Origin of the sequence: Alkalihalobacterium alkalinitrilicum, assembly GCF_002019605.1 — a bacterium.
In the GTDB taxonomy this organism is placed as follows: Bacteria; Bacillota; Bacilli; order Bacillales; family Bacillaceae_F; genus Alkalihalobacterium; species Alkalihalobacterium alkalinitrilicum.
Genome location: NZ_KV917368.1, coordinates 3,858,896 through 3,878,134 on the forward strand (window position 1 = coordinate 3,858,896; position 19,239 = coordinate 3,878,134).

Annotated in this window: 19 protein-coding genes and 1 riboswitch; of the genes, 18 read left to right on the forward strand and 1 reads right to left on the reverse strand. The window is 37.2% G+C overall.

Annotated elements, in window-relative coordinates:
• The first annotated feature begins 236 nt into the window (after positions 1-236).
• From desB to BK574_RS18880, 13 genes are all read left to right on the forward strand, one after another.
• Positions 237-1,331 carry a Delta(10) desaturase DesB gene (gene desB, locus BK574_RS18820; RefSeq protein ID WP_078429637.1) on the forward strand — a complete coding sequence of 365 codons (1,095 nt, stop codon included), beginning with the start codon at positions 237-239 and terminating at the stop codon, positions 1,329-1,331.
• A gap of 108 nt (positions 1,332-1,439) precedes the next feature.
• Positions 1,440-1,485: riboswitch (PreQ1 riboswitch) on the forward strand.
• A gap of 221 nt (positions 1,486-1,706) precedes the next feature.
• A complete protein-coding gene (gene queF, locus BK574_RS18825; RefSeq protein WP_075385200.1) occupies positions 1,707-2,204 on the forward strand; it encodes a preQ(1) synthase in 498 nt (165 codons plus the stop codon).
• A 164-nt stretch (positions 2,205-2,368) separates the two neighbouring features.
• Complete coding sequence (locus tag BK574_RS18830) at positions 2,369-2,569, forward strand: cold shock domain-containing protein (protein WP_169917377.1); 201 nt, start codon at positions 2,369-2,371, stop codon at positions 2,567-2,569.
• A 310-nt stretch (positions 2,570-2,879) separates the two neighbouring features.
• Positions 2,880-4,382: a degradosome RNA helicase CshA gene (cshA, locus tag BK574_RS18835; protein WP_078429638.1), complete on the forward strand. Its 1,503-nt coding sequence runs from the start codon at positions 2,880-2,882 to the stop codon at positions 4,380-4,382.
• Between the two features lie 170 nt (positions 4,383-4,552).
• Positions 4,553-5,908, forward strand: a complete 1,356-nt coding sequence (gene glnA / locus BK574_RS18840) for a type I glutamate--ammonia ligase (RefSeq protein ID WP_078429639.1) — start codon at positions 4,553-4,555, stop codon at positions 5,906-5,908.
• Between the two features lie 165 nt (positions 5,909-6,073).
• A complete protein-coding gene (locus tag BK574_RS18845; RefSeq protein WP_075385204.1) occupies positions 6,074-6,385 on the forward strand; it encodes a DUF3870 domain-containing protein in 312 nt (103 codons plus the stop codon).
• Positions 6,386-6,765: 380 nt separating this feature from the next.
• Complete coding sequence (locus BK574_RS18850) at positions 6,766-8,100, forward strand: short-chain fatty acid transporter (RefSeq protein WP_078429640.1); 1,335 nt, start codon at positions 6,766-6,768, stop codon at positions 8,098-8,100.
• Positions 8,101-8,263: 163 nt separating this feature from the next.
• Positions 8,264-8,950 carry a CoA transferase subunit A gene (locus BK574_RS18855; protein WP_075385206.1) on the forward strand — a complete coding sequence of 229 codons (687 nt, stop codon included), beginning with the start codon at positions 8,264-8,266 and terminating at the stop codon, positions 8,948-8,950.
• Positions 8,947-9,603, forward strand: coding sequence for a 3-oxoacid CoA-transferase subunit B (locus BK574_RS18860; protein WP_075385207.1), 657 nt, complete (start codon positions 8,947-8,949; stop codon positions 9,601-9,603). The genes BK574_RS18855 and BK574_RS18860 overlap by 4 nt, the downstream gene beginning before the upstream one ends.
• Positions 9,600-10,793, forward strand: a complete 1,194-nt coding sequence (locus BK574_RS18865; RefSeq protein ID WP_078429641.1) for a thiolase family protein — start codon at positions 9,600-9,602, stop codon at positions 10,791-10,793. The genes BK574_RS18860 and BK574_RS18865 overlap by 4 nt, the downstream gene beginning before the upstream one ends.
• Positions 10,794-10,826: 33 nt before the next feature.
• Positions 10,827-11,558, forward strand: a complete 732-nt coding sequence (locus tag BK574_RS18870) for a carboxymuconolactone decarboxylase family protein (RefSeq protein ID WP_078429642.1) — start codon at positions 10,827-10,829, stop codon at positions 11,556-11,558.
• A gap of 131 nt (positions 11,559-11,689) precedes the next feature.
• Positions 11,690-12,163 (forward strand): DUF3237 domain-containing protein, encoded by a 474-nt coding sequence (locus BK574_RS18875; RefSeq protein ID WP_078429643.1) that lies wholly within the window; start codon positions 11,690-11,692, stop codon positions 12,161-12,163.
• A 65-nt stretch (positions 12,164-12,228) separates the two neighbouring features.
• Positions 12,229-13,068, forward strand: a complete 840-nt coding sequence (locus tag BK574_RS18880) for an alpha/beta hydrolase (RefSeq protein ID WP_078429644.1) — start codon at positions 12,229-12,231, stop codon at positions 13,066-13,068.
• Positions 13,069-13,228: 160 nt separating this feature from the next.
• Here BK574_RS18880 and BK574_RS18885 read toward each other — a convergent pair whose 3' ends face one another.
• Entirely contained in the window at positions 13,229-13,861 is a 633-nt protein-coding gene (locus BK574_RS18885; RefSeq protein ID WP_078429645.1) for a TetR/AcrR family transcriptional regulator, read from the reverse strand.
• Positions 13,862-13,996: 135 nt separating this feature from the next.
• On the opposite strand from BK574_RS18885, the gene BK574_RS18890 reads away from it, so the two are divergent.
• From BK574_RS18890 to BK574_RS18910, 5 genes are read left to right on the forward strand one after another with little or no spacing between them, the layout of a single operon-like run.
• Positions 13,997-15,145, forward strand: a complete 1,149-nt coding sequence (locus BK574_RS18890; RefSeq protein ID WP_218970594.1) for a thiolase family protein — start codon at positions 13,997-13,999, stop codon at positions 15,143-15,145.
• Positions 15,145-15,558, forward strand: coding sequence for a Zn-ribbon domain-containing OB-fold protein (locus BK574_RS18895; RefSeq protein WP_078429646.1), 414 nt, complete (start codon positions 15,145-15,147; stop codon positions 15,556-15,558). The genes BK574_RS18890 and BK574_RS18895 overlap by 1 nt, the downstream gene beginning before the upstream one ends.
• Positions 15,559-15,579: 21 nt before the next feature.
• Entirely contained in the window at positions 15,580-17,157 is a 1,578-nt protein-coding gene (locus BK574_RS18900) for a class I adenylate-forming enzyme family protein (protein ID WP_078429647.1), read from the forward strand.
• 38 nt (positions 17,158-17,195) lie between these two features.
• Positions 17,196-18,080 carry a cyclase family protein gene (locus BK574_RS18905; protein WP_078429648.1) on the forward strand — a complete coding sequence of 295 codons (885 nt, stop codon included), beginning with the start codon at positions 17,196-17,198 and terminating at the stop codon, positions 18,078-18,080.
• A gap of 27 nt (positions 18,081-18,107) precedes the next feature.
• A complete protein-coding gene (locus tag BK574_RS18910; protein WP_078429649.1) occupies positions 18,108-19,166 on the forward strand; it encodes an NADH:flavin oxidoreductase in 1,059 nt (352 codons plus the stop codon).
• Positions 19,167-19,239: the final 73 nt, after the last annotated feature.

Sequence of the window (19,239 nt, forward strand, 5' to 3'; positions counted from 1 at the left end):
GCACTATAGAGATTGTATGTACTATATAGGGAATGTCCAATTTCAAGGGCTGAAATCTGAAGTGAATGAAACAGAAATGACGAAATCCTTAGAGCTCTATTTTGGTTATGTTATGATAGAAAGGCTTCAAAGAAAATTGTCGTTTGAAGTAAAATTTTAGTATAAAAAGGAAGTTATTTTAGAAAGAATAAGCAGTGTGAATATAAAAATAGTGTCAAAGTTGGAAGGAGTATGAAATGAAGGAATATGAATCACTATCTTGGTATGCAGCTCGAATTAAACCCCATCTCCCAAAAGAGGCGTTTAAGCCTGTACCCTCTCGTCTATTAGGTGGACTAGCGTTTCTTATCATTGCCATAGGAGGGATATTGGCAGTTAGCTTATTGGAACTCAGCCTGTGGTTAAACTTATTGATTACGATTGTTTTAGGGGCAAGTTACGCCAGTCTTGGATTTTTGGGCCATGAAATTCTTCATGGAACTGTCGTTCGGAAACCGTGGCTTCGCGATCTTTTAGGTGCGATTACGTTTTGGCCATTATGTACTGGACCAAGTCTTTGGCGGAAATGGCATAATATGAACCATCACGTTCATACTCAAGATGAGCATAAAGACCCTGACGCTTGGATCAGTGCTAGTGAATTAGAAAAAAAACCACTCGTTCGCTTGTTGTATCGAATTCCCCTAGCTATTCGAGCAACCTTTAGTTTGTTTTCATTAGCGCTAACATTTACAGTCCATTCTTTTCGAATGTTTACTGTTTATATAAAAGACTTTGATCCAAGAAATCGACCAAAAGTATGGGTTCAGTTAGTTTTACCTTGGGTTTCATGGATAGGTCTTTTATTCGCAATTGGGTTTGTAAAGTGGTTGTTTGTGTTTTTACTACCGTTGTTAATAGCGAATTTTATTGTAATGGCTTATATTTCAACGAACCACAGGCTAAACCCACTCGTACCTGTTAATGATCCGTTAGCGAATAGTTTGTCAGTGACGGTTCCAAAATGGGTGGATGCAATTCACTTTAACTTTTCGTACCATACGGAACATCATCTGTTTCCGTCGGTCAATCCGAAATATTATCCGCTAGTAAAAGCACATATTAAAAAGAATTGGCCAGAGCGTTATCATGAAATGCCGTTTTTGAAAGCGATGGTTGCTTTATTTAAAACACCACGAATTTATTACGATCAAAAAGAATTGGTCGATCCACGTGAAGGAATGATGTATGGTTCGTTAGGAAATGGACTTAACCCAAATCAAATTATCTCTCGTAGAAGTGATGATGATTTTCAAAGCGAGATCAAGCCATCAAAAAATACAGATGTATAAAACGAAACGACTATTCAATGGGTCAATGATCCATTGAATAGTCGTTGACAACAGCTGGTGAACTACCTATAATTAATTCGGTATAAAAGAATACAAAGCTGTGGTATCGCAGGAGAGGTTCTAGCTCAAACCCTCTATAAAAAACTAAGGGAATATTATCAAACGTCATCCTTCCTTTAGGATGCGTTTTTCTTTTTTTCTAGCCATATATGATCGGATAAAGGTAATGTATTAGCCGAATTGGAGATATTATCCGTTTGTCAATTTTATTAGTGAAAATCCAGCTATATTGGCCAAACTCGAGGTTTTATAAGCCAAGGCGTGAAAACGACAGGCTCCGTTACTCATTTTTATATTAAGAAAGGTGGAAATACAGTGGTTGGTAGAAAAGATGAAGACCTACAAGATGTAACACTGCTAGGCAATCAAAATACGAAGTACGATTATCAATATAATCCTGAAGTGTTAGAGACGTTTGATAATCAACATCCAGGACGAGATTATTTCGTAAAATTTAATTGTCCAGAATTTACAACGCTCTGCCCTAAAACAGGACAACCAGATTTTGCAACGATTTATATTAGTTATATACCAGATACAAAAATGGTCGAAAGTAAGTCGCTGAAACTGTATTTATTTAGTTTCCGTAATCATGGTGATTTTCATGAAGATAGTGTTAATACAATAATGAACGATCTTATAAAATTGATGGAACCACGATATATTGAAGTATGGGGGAAATTTACACCACGTGGGGGAATTTCTATCGATCCATACTGTAATTACGGGCGACCAGGTACGAAGTTTGAAGAAATGGCCAATTTTCGTTTGATGAATCATGATTTATATCCTGAGACAATAACGAACCGCTAAGTTCCATTTGCTTTTTGGTGAAAAAAGTAATATACTTACATTAGTGTTAAAAAGTCATAAATTGAGATTTTCATATCGGCCTCTTTAATTTGCATTTAGAGTTGTACGGGAACATCTTCAGTTTTTACTTTTAACAAAGTTTGTTTTTTTTAAGGAGGCCATATATCATGGTAGGAAAAGTAAAATGGTTTAACGCAGAAAAAGGTTTTGGATTTATCGAGCGCGAAGGTGGAGACGATGTATTCGTACACTTTAGTGCAATTCAAGGTGAAGGCTTTAAGACTTTAGAAGAAGGCCAAGACGTTGAATTTGAAATTGTTGAAGGAAACCGTGGACCACAAGCAGCTAACGTAACTCGTCTATAATCGATTAATATACGTTAAGATAATGGCCATATTCCGTATGACTGGAATATGGTTTTTCTTCTTTTTACTCCTACTTCCAAAATATGGACCTCATATAGATTGTTCCTCCAGTTGTTTATTTAGGCTATTTTTGCAAACTTGTTGCTATTCAACTTAAGTGATTTGCTTAGTATACTACAACAGTAAATAGCAAATATTTTAAGAAAGAAGCCTTTATTTAAGAAGTCTTATAATTGGCTCTGATAAATCTGATCAAAAAAGCAAACGATATAATATAAATAATTTTAGATACAAAGGAGAATAAGATCCATTGGCAACTTTTAAAGAGTTTGGAATACACCAACAAATTGTAAAAGCAATTACAGACATGGGTTTTGAAGAGGCAACGCCTATTCAAGAACAAACGATTCCTACATTACTTGCAGGAAAAGACGTTATCGGACAAGCACAAACAGGAACAGGGAAAACCGCAGCTTTTGGTATTCCATTAATTGAAAAGGTAGATATTGAAGCAGGAACGATTCAAGGACTTGTATTAGCACCTACTCGTGAACTTGCGGTTCAAGTAGCAGAAGAACTTAATAAGATTGGAAACCTTCGTGGTGTTAGAGCACTACCGATTTACGGTGGACAAGATATCGTCCGACAAATTAAGGCACTAAAACGTAAACCACAAATTATTGTGGCAACACCAGGTCGTTTTATGGATCATATGCGTCGTAAAACGATTCGTATGAACACAATTGAAATGGTTATTTTAGATGAAGCAGATGAAATGTTAAACATGGGCTTTATTGAAGACATTGAAACCATTTTGAAAGAAGTTCCAAATGAACGACAAACACTATTGTTCTCGGCGACAATGCCTAAACAAATTCGTGGTCTTGCGGAGAAGTTTATGAAGCCAGATGCGGAAGCAATTATGGTTAAATCGGTTGAGATTACTACAGCGAATGTTGAACAAGAGTATATGGAAGTATCTGAATCAAAGAAATTCGATGTGCTTAGCCGCATGTTAGACATTCATTCACCGACGTTAGCGATTGTATTCGGTCGTACGAAAAGACGTGTTGACGAAGTCGCTGAAGCGTTAAATAAACGTGGTTATAGTGCAGAAGGGTTACATGGTGATATTAACCAAAACCAACGTGACCGTGTCATTAAAAAGTTTAAAGAAGGTACAGTAGAAGTACTTGTTGCGACAGATGTAGCAGCACGTGGTTTAGATATTTCAGGAGTAACGCACGTCTATAACTTTGATATTCCACAAGATCCAGAAAGCTATGTTCACCGTATTGGTCGTACAGGTCGTGCTGGAAATAAAGGGTTAGCATTAACACTGGTTACACCAAGAGAATTGACGCATTTAAAAACAATCGAAAAAACGTCCAACCGTAAAATTACGCGAAAACCTGTGCCAACGTTAGCTGAAGCGATGGAAGGTCAGCTGCGTATGACGGTAGAAGGTTTAATGAAGACGGTTGAGGAAAATGATTTCCAATCGTATCGTATGTCAGCTGAACAACTTCTTGACGAAACAGATTCTGTAACGTTACTTTCTGCTGCATTGAAAATGTTAACGAAAGAACCAATTGATGTCCCAATCAAGTTAACAGAAGAAGCGCCGCTACGTGTAAAAGGTTTTAAATCTGGCGGTGGCGGAAGAGGAAAAGGTAAAGGAAAAGGTGGTTTTGGTGGCCGCGGCGGTGATAAAGGCCGTGATCGCGACCGGGATCGCAAAGGTGGTTCAAGAGGTGGCGGTCCATCGAAAAATGGAAAAGTAAGAGTAGCCGCTTCACGGAAGAAGAAATAAAGAATAGGGTGCCTGCACTTTTAACACATCATTGAGTTAAAGGTGCGGGCACCTTTTTTGATTCTCTATGTCAGATTATCTTACAATAGCGTTGCGGAAATTTTGAGATTATTTAAAATAAGAGGTAACAAGAGATGTTAATTAAGATTACATGAAAGGGAAGTGTTAAAATGAGTGCAGTTACTACAAAGGAATTAACGTTAGAGGCGATTAAAGAGATTATTAAAGAAAAACATGTGGAGCTTTTGCATATGCAATTCGTTGACATTGAAGGTACATTAAAGCATGTAACAGTAACAGCAGAACAAATTGATCAATGTGCTGAAGGAAAAGTAATGTTTGACGGTTCATCGATTACGGGATTTTCACCAATTAATAAATCAGACTTATATTTACTGCCTGACTTAAATACATTTTGTGTTCTTCCTTGGTCGGTTGAGGAAGGGTACTCAGAAGCTCGCTTCCTTTGCGGGGTAAAAAACCCAGATGGAACGGATTTTGAAGGAGATCCTCGTCATGTTTTAAAAAGAACAGAAGAGAAAGCGAAAGAGCAAGGCTATTCAATTAGTGTTGGACCAGAGCTAGAATTTTTCTTATTTGAAACAGACGAAAAAGGACGTCCTACATTAAATACACAAGATCTTGGTGGATACTTTGAGCCATCTCCTCATGATTATGGTGAAAAAGTTCGCCTAGCAATCTATCGGACGTTAAAAGAAATGGGCTTCACGATTGAAGCATCTCACCATGAAGTAGCAGAAGGTCAGCACGAGATTAACTTTAAGTATGCTGATGCACTAGGTGCTGCAGACAATGCAACTACGTATAAGTGGGTTGTAAAAACAGTTGCAAGACAATTTGGTTTACATGCATCGTTTATGCCGAAGCCGATTGCAGGTGCAAACGGAAGCGGAATGCATGTTAACATTTCATTATTTGATATTGCAAAGCAAGAAAATGCATTTTATGACGAAAAAGACAGCCGTCAACTTTCAGAGAAATCGTATAAATTTATCGCTGGTTTATTAGACAATATTGATAACTTTGTAGCGGTGACAAACCCATTAGTTAACTCTTATAAGAGATTAGTACCAGGTTATGAGGCACCTTGTTACGTTGCTTGGTCTGCATCCAACCGTTCTGCTCTTATTCGTATTCCAGCTACTCGTGGAGCTGGTACTCGTGTAGAAATCCGTTGTCCAGATCCATCTGCAAACCCATACTTAGCATATGCAATTATTGCATCTGCAGGTTTAGACGGTATTAACCGTGATCTAGATGTACCAGCTGAAGTTACAGATGATATCTTTAGCATGTCAGCTGCTGAATTAAAAGAAAGAGGTATCCGTAACTTGCCAACTAGCCTTGAAGCAGCAGTAACTGCACTTGAAGAAGGGCAAATCGGACGCGATACATTAGGCGACCATGTTTTTACAGAGTACGTTGATCTAAAGCGTGCTGAGTATGATAGCTTTAGAATAGCTGTTCATGGCTGGGAAATTGACAGCTATCAGACAAAATTCTAAAAACATACAACAAAACCGCTCGGAGCTGGGCGGTTTTGTTTACGTGCAGCAAATAATTTCTAAATTATAAATTAAAGTGTATTACTTTACCCTTAATCATATATAATGTTAATAATCCTGTATTGGGTGGAAAACAATTTTAATAAAAGCGATAGGGGTAATAGTATGGATACAATTTTAGTGACAGGTTATGCAAAGGCTCCACAAGGGAGTGCGATGTATGAAAAGTACAAGTATTCAGGCATTGTATTAGAAATTAATAAGAAAACACATATAATTGAAAATGTTGAATTTACGTTTATAACGAATTTGGCAAAAGACTACATAAAAAGATTAATGGTTGGTTATGATCTATCAAAGGGTTTAGATGAGATCATAAATAAAATTGAAAGTAACTATATAGCACCATCTACAAATTCGGTCATAGTAGCTTTAAAAGCTGCATATAAACGTTATTTGGAAAAAACAAACAGTTGACATTCTGTAAGATTCGTTATAATTTATAAATATAAAGTATTTAAATAGTTCGAAATTACGTGAGAAAAGTGAATTTTTTAATAATTGGAACAAACCATTCCAGTTCAATTAAAGAATACCTAGCTTTTCCATTAGTAATAAAGGGTAGCTTTTGATTCCCCTTATTATTTATGGATGAGCTAGGTTTTTTTGTTTTTCTCGTGAAAGGAGGAGACGGAATAAATAAAATTTTTGAGAAAGTAATAGGTAATAGCTCAATAGGGAAGTTATAATAATACCCTTTGAACTAAATTTTGTAAGCGGTTAAATAAGGCAACACAAGAGCCTATTTAAAATACTCTTGAGTTAAATCAACGTAGAAGTAAAAGGGGGAACAAAGAATGACGAAACTAACGAATTTCTTTACTAGACTTATGAATAAATATTTACCTGATCCATTTGTATTTGCAATCGGTTTAACATTGCTAACTGTCGTATTGGCAATGGTTGTTGAGAGAAGTAGCTTTACTGATATCACGTACTATTGGGGAAGTGGATTTTGGGATTTACTTGCTTTTACCACACAGATGGCCGTTATTCTTGCAGCGGGTTACGTTCTAGCAAAGACTCCGTTTGTTGATAAAATCTTAAATATGATTGTATCAAAAGTACATCAGCCAAGAACAGCTGTAGCCGTAGCAACTTTAGTTGGTGGAATCGGAAGTTATCTAAACTGGGGTTTTGGACTTATTATTGGCGGAATTATTGCAACGAAATTAGCACGTGGAGTAAAAGGAGTCCATTATCCATTAATTATTGCCGCTGGTTATAGTGGGTTTGCTCTTTACGGTCTCGGATTATCTGGAAGTGTACCTGTTTTGATTTCAACACCGGGTCACTTTTTAGAAGGTCAAATTGGTATTATTCCATTATCAGAAACGATTTTTTCTTTCCCGATGCTCATCACTTCTCTGTTGCTAATCACTACATTACCAATTGTAAACGCTCTTTTACATCCGAAGAGAGAAGAAGACATCATTGAAATTAATCCAGATTTAGGAATTGTTAATGAAGCTGCTGCAACAGTTGAGGATCTTAAACACGAAACAATTGCTTCAAAATTAAATAACAGTAAGTTTTTCGGAGTTTCTATTGGATTGTTAGGGATGCTTTATATTTTCCTCTATTTCTCTAGAGGTGGTTCAATCGACTTAAATATCATTAACTTTATCTTACTATTCTTAGGAATTTTATTATTAGGAACACCAGCTCGTTATATTGAAACATTAAATAGTGGTATCAAAACAATATCTGGAATTATACTACAATTTCCATTTTACGCAGGGATCATGGCTATTATCGTTGGAACAGGCTTAGTTGGTACGATTGCACAAGGATTTGTCAGTATTTCTACTCCTGAAACATTGCCATTTTGGGGATTAATAAGTGCCTTCTTTATCAATATACTCGCTCCTTCTGCTGGAGGACAGTGGGCAGTACAAGGACCAATAATGATAGAAGCTGCACAAAGTATTGGAGCATCTATTACCCAAACGTCGATGGCTGTAATGTTAGGTGATGCATGGAATAATATGGTTCAGCCTTTCTGGATCCTGCCTGTCTTAGCATTATCTAGCTTGAAATTAAAAGATGTAATGGGTTATACTGTAGTTATCATGTTATGGATTGGTGCCATTTTTGTTAGCGTCTTCTTATTATGGGGATATTTTGGATAATTTAATAAATGATTAGTTCATGAAAAGTCGATTCTCAATGGTGAAAACTACCATTTTCATATAATTGAGATAACAAGCCTTTTCAAAAGAAACTTTGAGGATCAATTGCATCTTCAAATTCTTTTGGAAAGGCTTTTTTTATTACTTTAAAGAGGTGAAAAGAATGAAAAATAAAATCATGAATACAAAAGAAGCGATTTCTAAAATAAAAAGTAACGATACGATCATGGTTGGTGGCTTTGGCTTAGTAGGTGCGCCACTTACATTAATCGATGAGTTAACGAAGCATGAAATTGAAGGTTTGACAGTTATTAGTAATAACATTGGTGAGGCAGGAAAAGGTCTAGGTATTTTACTTAGACAAGGAAAAATAAAAAAAGTTGTAGGTTCTTATTTTACAAGTAACCGAGAAGTTGCAGATTATTACAATGCAGGTGAAATCGATGTACAGCTTCTTCCGCAAGGCACTCTATCCGAATCCATTCGAGCAGGAGGTGCAGGTATAGGTGGTTACTATACGAAAACAAGTGTAGGAACCGAGCTAGCTAAAGGAAAAGACGTAAAAGAAATTGATGGAGAAATGTATGTGTTTGAAAAAGCGCTAAAAGCCAATGTTGCAATCGTAAAGGCAGCGAAGGCCGATCGTTTAGGAAACCTGGTTTACTATAAAACAGCTAGAAATTTTAATCCGATGATGGTAACGGCTGCAGATTATGTTATTGCAGAAGTAGATGAAATTGTCGAAGTAGGACAACTTTCTCCTGAAGAAATTGTCAGTCCACATTTGTATGTAGATGCTATCGTCGAAAGTCAACTAATCTTATCTAAGGAAGGTGTGACGGTAAAATGAGTATGAAAGAAATAATTGCAAAGCGAGCAGCAAAAGAACTTCAACCTTACTCAGTAATTAACCTAGGGATTGGTATTCCAACGCTAGTAACCAATTATGTAGATACAACGTTGTTTTATTTTCATACGGAAAATGGGATGTTAGGTGTGAAAGAACTTGAAGATAGAGAAAACTTTGATCCGTTATTAGTAAACGCAGGTAAGCTACCTGTTGGAGAACAAGAGGGTTCATCTTTCTTTCATAGTGCTGATTCGTTTGGAATGATTAGAGGAGGTCATGTAGATACGGCAATTCTAGGTGCCCTTCAAGTTGATGAAAAAGGGTTAATCGCCAATTGGGCAGTACCTGGTCAAAATATTTTAGGTGTTGGCGGCGCGATGGATCTTTTAGTTGGGGCAAAGAAAGTGATCGTTACGACGAGTCATACGACGAAAAACGGTGATCCAAAAATTGTTGAATCATGTAAATACCCGATTACTTCTACAAGACAAATTGATATGATCATTACCGAACTTGCTGTATTTGAATTCATTGATAATGAGCTCGTTTTAACAGAACTTGGCCCAGAAGCAACCATAAAGGAAGTTATTGAAAAAACAGGAGCAACGTTTAAAATTAGTGAAGCTCTACAAATGGAGGTAGGAGAAAAATGAGTAATCGCGTTTATATCGTAACAGCTGAACGTACGCCCGTCGGGAAATTAGGTGGAATGTTCAAGGATATTCAACCAGATGATTTATTATTGCCTTTATTTGGGAGTCTTCAAGAGAAAAATCTGTTTTCACTAGATAAAATCGATGAAGTCATCATTGGTCAAGCAAAACAAAGTCAAGATCAATCAAATATTGCGCGAAAAGTATTATTAAAATCAGGTCTGTCCGAAGCGATACCTGGTTATACGGTTCACCGTCAATGCGGATCAGGTATGCAAGCAATTCAAAATGCCTTTCTGTCTATTAAAGCGGGTGTGGGCAATGCTTTTATCGTTGGTGGTGTTGAAAGTATGAGTACAGCTCCGTACTATATTAGAAATGCTAGATTTGGGTATTTAGCTGGAAATGGAGAAATTCTCGACCCGAATAAGGAAAGTCAACCAGGATCACAGCCTGAAGATCAATATGGTCGTCTAGTGATGGGAGAAACAGCGGAAAATTTAGCAAGAGATTATGAAATCTCAAGAGAAGAGCAGGATACTTTTGCACTAGAAAGTCAGCAAAAAGCGTTTAACGCAATTGAATCAGGTCGTTTCAAAGATGAAATAGTCCCTGTTAGCATGAAGGACCGAAAAAAAGGAGAAATTAAGTTTGAGGTGGATGAACATCCTCGGAAAACAACAATGGAAAAGCTGGCTACGTTAAAACCTGCATTTAAAGCAGGAGGAACAGTAACCGCTGGAAATTCTTCAGGATTAAATGATGGCGCATCTTTGTTAACCGTCTGTTCAGAAAGTTTTCTCATTGAACATAACTTAACTCCTTTGGCAGAAGTAGTATCTATTGGACTATCTGGAGTTGATCCTAGAATTATGGGAATTGGACCAGTAGAAGCAAGTAGAAGAGCGTTGAATATGGCCAATATTGATAGTGCCAAACTAGATTTAGTAGAATTAAATGAAGCATTTGCTGCGCAAAGTATCGCAGTAAACCGTGAAATGAAAATTCCAGAGGAGAAAATTAATGTGAACGGGGGAGCCATTGCTTTGGGACACCCGATTGGAAATAGTGGAGCAAGAATATCAGTCACATTACTCCATGAAATGAAAAAGAGAAAAGCAGAATACGGATTAGCAACGTTATGTATAGCAGGCGGTCAAGGAATTGCGACGGTATTTAAAGGAGTATAGGTTTCTAGCTTAGTATGTGAAGGAGGTGTAAGAGTGGACAAAAGTTTAACTTCTTTTCATTCTATTAATAATACAACTGCAATAGAGAAAATGAAACAATACAATGAGACTATCTTCAATTCATACGAAAAATTACTAGCAGAATGTATGAAAGATGGAATTTTATCGAAAAAAGAAAAGTCTTTAATTTTAGTCGGGGTTAATGCTGCTCGAAGGTATGAACAAGGTTTACTCTATCATACAAAAGAAGCGTTAGACTTAGGGGCATCTATTGAAGAAATTGTTGATATTTTAACTCCTTGTATCCTATCAAGAGGAATTCCATCTTGGTTAGAGGGAATTAAGGCTATTGTATATGCTAGGGAATATTTAGGGTTGGAAAAAATAAGTAGAACTAGTAGTGAAACAAAAAATGTCAAACAACGTATTGAAGACTTACAAGGTGCGATTGCTTATTTTGAAGGGGAAGCGAACGGTTCGCTCCCTAAGTGGGTAGCGACCATGCTAGAATTTGCTCCTCAGGTAGCACAGTATTATGGAAGTTTACGTTCAGAAATTCTCAGAGATCATGTGATTTCTAGAAAACTTAAAGAGTTGGTCCTCGTTTGCATTAATCTTGTAGAACGTTATGGTGAGGGAGCTCGGATTCATATAGAAACGGCTAAAAAACTAGGGGCAACGAATGAGGAGATTGCAGAAGTTGCATTTGTTGCCATGTTAGCAGGAGGTCTTCCTGTCTGGTTACTAGCCAGTGATTTTCTATAAATTTCCCGCAAAATAATCTTGGGTGATTTGATTAAGGCTAAAGTAGTTAGTGGAATAAAAGGAAATATACAATGAAAGTAATTTGTTAGCGTAACAGGTAGTAAAATTACTGAATTTTGAGGAGGATTATCATGAGTTTAGAACGTTTAGAAGAACCAAAGTTAGAATTACTCTTTGATCTGACAGTCAAAGTAAAAGCACCTAGTTTTGTCGGTACCACGCCTGTTGGAACAAGAAGAATTATCCAAGTGTCTGGTGGATCATTTAGTGGACCGATGCTTCAAGGTGAAGTGATTGAAGGAGGAGATGACTGGATTACTGTTCGTGAAGATGGGACGATTATTCAGGATGTCAGAATCATGCTACGCACCGAAGACGGTGAAATCATTTTGATGACGTACCGCGGAATACGACAGGGACCAGAAGCTGTACTCAAACGGTTAGACAATAATGAGGATGTAGACCCGTCTGAATACTATTTCCGTACATCACCAATATTTGAAACGAATTCTACTAAATACGAGTGGTTAAATCGCAAGGTATTTGTTGGAACTGGAAAACGAGTTCCAGGGGAAGCTCGTTATTCTGTATATACTGTATTATAATTTGAAGGAAACAAAAAGAAGTACTTACCTATGTATTAAGTTTCCGTTAAAAAGGAGTAGAGCAAATGAAACGTTTTACGCAAGTGGTTGGAGATAAATCTTTCGAAGTTACCGATTATCCTGGTGGTGAGAAGGGAACAATTTTCGCTATTCATGGTTTAACAGGGAATATTAATAGCTTAAGCTTTTATGCAGATGCCTTATCTAAAGAGTATCGTTTCATTTCGTATGATCTTCGTGGCCGAGGAAATAGTTCGCCTGCCGATGCGGATACGTCTATTTACACTCATACAGAAGATGCATTGCAATTAATTGAAGCTTTAAATATAGAAAAACCAATTCTTTTAGGGTATTCGATGGGTGCATTTATTTCAGCTATGGTAGCAAGTAAAATGAAGGATGTAGAAGCTTTGATCCTCCTCGATGGTGCAGGGAAAACAGCACCAGAAAAAAGAGAACTGATCAAACCGTCTATCGGTAGATTAGGGAAAGCCTATGAGTCACAAGAAGCATATGTCGATGAGGTAAAAACCATTTTCTCTTCGTTAGGGGTAGAATGGAGTCCAAGACTTGAACTTACTGCAAAATATGAAATCAAAGAGGAAAATGGCGTTTGGAAGCATAAGTCCAGCCCTGAAGCCATCGAACAAGATTTTGAAAGCTTTTATACTTTTGAGTCTAAGTCGTTTTTTCCGTCGATCCAATGTAAGACATTATTATTTACGGCTAAGGAAGGACTCGGTGCCAATCCGCCTTTATTTGATGATGAGACGTATGTAGATACGATTAAGTATGCTAATAATCTAGAAACCATCGATACTAGTTGCAATCACTATACACTAGTTCAACAAAATCAACCAAAAATTAATGATCAAATTAAAGAATTTCTTTTAAAAAACGAATGAGTTTATACCTTTTAACTGGCGCTAAGACTCCCACTTAGGCTATAAGGAAAACAAGAAATTCTAAGTGGGAGGTAAGTTGTCAGTACCAAGCCGATTGGTTCAACTAATATTCAATGGGGGATGCAGGAACCCCCCTAAAGAATAAAGTTTCTCTTTCACTTTATGTTTTTTCTGGTATTTGTTTAGCTAGAACAGTTCCCTCAATAAATAATCTTAAAAACTTTATTCCTTCTTCGGCTAAACTTCGTTCGTCTTTCATTAATGTCCATTCAAAATGGGACCCCGTATAACATTTGAAAATCATTGAAATAATATCCTTTTTATCGAGGTCCGTTCTAAACTCTTTTTTCTGTTGTCCTTCTTCAACAATATTGAGAACAATCTTGTACACTTTTCTGTCTTTATGCATGGCATAAGGAATATCTTCTTTTTGGGCAAATTGGTTAGAGAAGAAGACTCCGAGAAAGTTTCTGCCCAGTCCTTCCGAATAATCAAATCCAGCTTTTAATACATTCAATAATTTTTCTGTGGCACTCGAGTAGGGATCTAATTTTTCGTATGCTTGTACATATGTATCTTCTATTTTTTTATAATGTTCAACAACAACATCATCCTTAGATTTAAAATGTGTATAAAAGGCACCAGTTGAAGTGCCAGCTTCTCTCGTAATATCTTCTATATGAACATTTTCAAATCCATTTTCTATAAACAATCGAATCGCTGTTTCAAATAATGTTTTTCTTGTTTCTAATGCTTTTTTTTGTCGTGTTGTTAACTCATCTTTTTTTCTCATTTAATCACCTTTTTAAATTTTTTGAAAATTCAATTGACTTATTTAAATCATACAATATATAATACAAAAAAGAAAGTGAATTAATTCACTGAATTTATTCATTTAACTAAATCATTACTAAAGGAGGTTGGTATTTTGGTTGCAATTGTAGGCGTAGGCGACACTTCCATGGGAAAATTGCCACATCTAACTTCAATAGAACTTCAAGCACTAGCAGCAAAAAATGCAGTTCAAGATGCTGGAATGAAAATGAGTGATATCGATGGGGTTATTTCTTCGTATTCTCTAGCTGAACCACATCCGATGCCAAGTACATATTTATCAGAATACTTAGGTTTGCAACCGACTTTTAATACAGCGATGCAATTAGGAGGCGCAAGTGGCTGTGCAGCCGTCGGTTTAGCTCAAGCTGTAATTAATGCAGGTTATTGCAAAAATGTATTAATCTCTCTTGGAGAAAATCGCCTAACAGGATTAGGAAGAGGCGATGCTGTAAAAAAACTTTCAAACTTTGGCCATCCACAGTTTGAAGCCATATACGGGCCGACGATTCCATCGTTTTATGCTTTAATTGCTCGCAAATATATGGAAACTTTTAATGTAACCCATGAAGATTTAGCGAGGGTCGCGGTGCTCCATCGTAATCACGCACTTCTGCATCCAAACGCCCATATGAAAACACCATTAACGATAGAAGATGTACTTGAATCCAAGTGGATTGCCGAACCGTTACGTCTCTTAGATTGTGCCTTAATTTCTGATGGGGGTTCTGCGATTATCGTGACTTCAAAGGAAAACAGTCAAAACTTTAAATCCAAGCCCGTTCATTTATTAGGGTATGGGGAAAAGACAACGCATGAGCATATATTTCAAAGGGAAGATTATACTTCTTTTGGCAGTGTAGAGTCTGGAACAAAAGCATTTGAAACCGCAGGCATTTCTCCAAAAGATATTGATGTTGCGCTCCTCTATGATTGCTTTACAATTACCGTTTTGATGTTATTAGAAGATTTGGGTTTTTGTGAGAAGGGAGAAGCAGCAACTTTATTAAAGAAAGACGAGTTAACAATAGGAGGAAAGCTGCCAGTAAATCCACATGGAGGATTACTCTCACACGGTCAACCTGGAACAGCAGGTGGTCTTAACCATGTACTTGAAGCTGTACGGCAATTAAGAAATGAGGCTGACAACAGACAGGTGGCTGATGCCAATATCGCCTTAGTTCATGGTAATGGAGGGGTCATGTCGGTTCAATCCACTCTCATTTTAGGGAGGGACTCATAGTGAATTTAACCAATATTAGAACCAATCGTTCTCAATATAATAAAGTCTTTTGGAATGCATTATCTGAAGAAAGGATAGTCGTCCAAACCTGTCAGACATGTCGAACTAAACAGTTTTATCCACGGATTATTTGTAACCGTTGTCAATCTGATGATTTGAAGTGGGAGGACCTTCCATTAGTTGGCGAGTTATATTCTTTTACAATCGTTCATCGTTCGCCATCACAAGAGTATTTTCCTAATGTTCCTTATGTATTAGGTGTTGTGAAAATTGATGATGGATCGGGCGTTTGTGTTCAATTATTTGCCAACATAGTGGATGTATCGATAGAAGAAGTCCAAACTGGAATGAAAGTTAAAGCAACATTCCCCATACTAGAAGATATGACAACGCTAGCATTTACAAAGTACTGAATTAGAAAGGAGAATTCTGTTTTGAACCATGCTCATACCTTTGGTGAACTAATCACCGAATTGAAAAAACGTCAATCAAAAGATTTATGCTGTGTTATTGAAAAAGAAGAAAGTCATTATGGGAAAATACTCTTTGAAGTAGAAGGTTTATCAAGTTACTTACAAAGCTTAGGTATTCAAAAAGGTGACCGAGTCGCAATTTGGGTTCCAAATCGTGTAGAGTGGGTTATCGCCCTCTTAGCCACTGGCCAAATCGGAGCAATTTTAGTACCGATTAATTGTCGATTTAAGGCTTCGGAAGCGAAATATGTACTCAAACATTCTGAGAGCAAAGTGTTAATCACACAATCTACTTTTCTTACTAATCAATATGAAGAAATGGTCATGTCATGGCACTCAGGAGGGCACGACCACTTTACTAGTGAAGAGCTACCGAACTTAAAGCATTTAATTTGGATCGGTGAAACGAAGCCGAAGCAGGCCATTTCCTGGGAAGAGGCGGTTGCTTGTAATCTTGGAAATCATGAAGTTGTTTGTAAACCTGATGATCCAGTGTTAATTCAGTATACATCTGGGACTACATCTTTCCCTAAAGGAGCTTTGTTAACGCATTATGGAATATTAAGAAATGCGATCGATGTTGGTGTACGAATGCATATAAAACCAAAGGATAAAGTCTTTTGTGCTGGGCCATTTTTCCATATTGGTGGAGTGACAATGCAGGTAATACTCTCCTTGCTATATAACGTACCATTTTACTCCCTTTCACATTTTACACCGAGAAAGGCATTAGACATGGTCAAAAAATATAAATGTACAACGTATAGTGGGATCGATTCGTTATTTTTATTAGTGATGGAATTAGAAGAATTTCAGCGTGAAGACTTTGCCTCCGTTAGAACAGGGTGGACAACAGGTACACTTGAAACGGTGAAATTAATTAGAGAAAAGATGGGGATCAAGGACATACTTCTTGTTTTTGGATTAAGTGAAGCCTCACCTAATGTAGCGATTTGCGACATCTCGGATCCTGAAGAAAAGAAATTAGCATCTTGTGGGCGTGCACATCCTTCATGTGAAATTGCTATTATTGACCCACTGACAAACGAATTTCTTCCACCAGGAAATAAAGGAGAAATTGTAACAAAAGGCTACAATGTAATGTCTGAATATTTCAAAAACGAAATAGAGACAGAAAAAACCTTTTTTCAATCTTGGTTAAGAACAGGTGACTTAGGAAGTCTAGACGAAGATGGATTTTTATATTTCCATGGAAGAATTAAAGAAATTATTCGTGTAGGTGGTGAAAACTTCTCCCCAGAAGAAGTAGAAGGAATTTTGTACGAACATCCTTTGATCGAACAAGTTGCGCTTCTTGGGATCCCAAATGAAAATTATGGTGAAATACCAGTAGCAGTTATTAGACAAAAAGCAAAGGCTAGTTTTGAACTAGAGGAACTACAAACTTATTTAAAAGGAAGGATCGCTGGATATAAAATCCCTAAAAAACTAGTCATTGTCAATGAATTCCCAATGACGGAGTCAGGAAAAATTAAAAAAAATCAGTTAAAAGAGCAGCTATTTTCTATTAAAATATAAGGCTATATTCGAGATTCGTAATTAAGGAGTGAAAGTCAATGAATTTATCAAATTGGGGACGCTGGGGTAAAGAAGATGAAATAGGCGCATTAAACTTTATTTCTCCTGAAAAAATTGTGGAAGCAGCAAGGTTAATTCAAAAAGGAAAAGTATATAGTTTGACAATGCCTATTCATATGAACCAAACACCTTATGATGGTTCGATGCGGATGCCGCCATTTCATGTATTGACTCGTGACGGTGGGGACTATGCTGCAGGGGCAAAAAAGCCAGGTGGGTTTCAGTTTTCAGATGGATATGTTTTTTTAAACACCCATGGCGCAACGCATATGGACGCACTTTCTCATGTTTGGTATGACCAGCAACTCTATAATGGTTATTCTGAGGATTCCGTCAAAAGTAAAGGAGCCAAGCACTGTGGAATTGAAAAGGTAAAAGGAATTACAACGAGAGCCGTTTTACTTGATCTTCCTACGTTTAAAGGAGTAGAACATTTAGAAGGTGGTGAAGTTATCACCCCTGAAATGCTAGACGAGTGTGCAGCATCGCAAGGCATAAAGGTTAAACCAGGAGATATGGTATTCATCCGGACAGGCTGGCTAAAAATGCTCGATAAAGACCCCCAATTATTTGAACACTCAGAACCAGGGATTGGTGAAGCTTGTGTTCAATGGATCTATGAAAAAGAAATTATCGGTATAGCTACAGATAATTTAGCGGTAGAAGTTAAGCCAGAAGAAAGAAAAGATGCGGTTCTTCCTGTGCATATGAAAGCGCTCCGCGATTTGGGAGTTTATTTTATGGAGCTGTTTAATTTCGAAGAGCTGGCAAAGGATCAGGTGTATGAATGTATGTTTGTAGCTGCGCCACTTTCCATAACAGGTGCTGTTGGAAGTCCAATTAACCCGCTCGCAATCGTCTAAACAACGTCTGCAAGAAAGGAGATTACTATGGAAGAAAATAGAGTGTTTGAGCCTATTCAAATTAGTTGCGTTACCGTTCCGAATCGAATTGTCATGGCACCAATGGATACGAATCTAGCAACAAAAGATGGTTATGTAACGGACGAATTAATCGATTATTATGCCAAAAGAGCTGCTGGGGGGGTAGGTTTAATCACAGTAGAAAACACATCGGTAAGCGCAAAACGAATGGTAAAAAACGAATATAGTTTAGCCTTATATGATGATCGTTTTATAGATGGATTATCAAAGCTTGCCTCAGCAATTAAAAGAGAAGGGGCCGTTGCCTCTTTACAATTAGGGGATTGTTTATATCTTTCTAACCGAAAACCGAGTGATCTATCATTGGAAGAAGTAGAAGAAGTCATCGATGACTTTACTGAAGCAGCTGTTCGTGTAAAAGAAGCTGGGTTTCAAATTGTCGATTTTCACATGGCGCACAGGTATACGGTTGCCGACTTCTTATCTAAATACGCAAATAAAAGAACCGATCAATATGGTGGAAATGCAGCAGGCCGTGCTAAATTAGCGGAGATGATCGTACGTAAAACGAAGGAACGATTAGGAGAGGACTTTCCAGTTATTTGCCGGATTAATGGAGATGAATATATGGTCGGCGGAAACACATTAGTTGACGCAACTTACATTAGTAAAAAGTTGGTGAGAGCTGGTGCAGATGCAATACATGTTTCAGCTGGAGGGAGACTTGAACTTGGAGGAAACCGTTCCTATAGTTCTTATCGTCAAGTGGCGACACATGATATGCAAGATGGTCTAAATGTTCATTTAGCTGAACAAATAAAAAAGCATATAAACGTTCCCGTTATCACGGTCGGTAAGATTGGTTCTCCATCCTTAATTGAAGATATTATTCAAAATGAAAAAGCGGATATGGTTGCTTTAGGAAGAGCTGTTATTGCTGATGCTGAGTTTGTTAATAAAATGAAAAACAATGAAAAGCATAGAAAATGTATTTGGAAAAATGATTGCGTCCGTTTATATTTAAAAAATGAACCTGTTAAATGTGTCACTTACGAAGGGAAATAAAGGAATGATTTCCAATTTTGTCACCTCTCTTTTACTTTTTAATAGAATTGATGACAGCCACCGTACAGGAAGG

Excerpts from the sequence above, each read along its gene's own strand:
- BK574_RS18865 (WP_078429641.1), top strand. The coding sequence starts at position 9,600 with ATGAGTAATCGCGTTTATATCGTAACAGCTGAACGTACGCCCGTCGGG.
- BK574_RS18885 (WP_078429645.1), bottom strand. The coding sequence starts at position 13,861 with ATGAGAAAAAAAGATGAGTTAACAACACGACAAAAAAAAGCATTAGAA.
- glnA (WP_078429639.1), top strand. The coding sequence starts at position 4,553 with ATGAGTGCAGTTACTACAAAGGAATTAACGTTAGAGGCGATTAAAGAG.
- BK574_RS18845 (WP_075385204.1), top strand. The coding sequence starts at position 6,074 with ATGGATACAATTTTAGTGACAGGTTATGCAAAGGCTCCACAAGGGAGT.
- BK574_RS18860 (WP_075385207.1), top strand. The coding sequence starts at position 8,947 with ATGAGTATGAAAGAAATAATTGCAAAGCGAGCAGCAAAAGAACTTCAA.
- BK574_RS18910 (WP_078429649.1), top strand. The coding sequence starts at position 18,108 with ATGGAAGAAAATAGAGTGTTTGAGCCTATTCAAATTAGTTGCGTTACC.
- desB (WP_078429637.1), top strand. The coding sequence starts at position 237 with ATGAAGGAATATGAATCACTATCTTGGTATGCAGCTCGAATTAAACCC.
- BK574_RS18875 (WP_078429643.1), top strand. The coding sequence starts at position 11,690 with ATGAGTTTAGAACGTTTAGAAGAACCAAAGTTAGAATTACTCTTTGAT.
- BK574_RS18855 (WP_075385206.1), top strand. The coding sequence starts at position 8,264 with ATGAAAAATAAAATCATGAATACAAAAGAAGCGATTTCTAAAATAAAA.
- BK574_RS18905 (WP_078429648.1), top strand. The coding sequence starts at position 17,196 with ATGAATTTATCAAATTGGGGACGCTGGGGTAAAGAAGATGAAATAGGC.
- BK574_RS18850 (WP_078429640.1), top strand. The coding sequence starts at position 6,766 with ATGACGAAACTAACGAATTTCTTTACTAGACTTATGAATAAATATTTA.
- BK574_RS18880 (WP_078429644.1), top strand. The coding sequence starts at position 12,229 with ATGAAACGTTTTACGCAAGTGGTTGGAGATAAATCTTTCGAAGTTACC.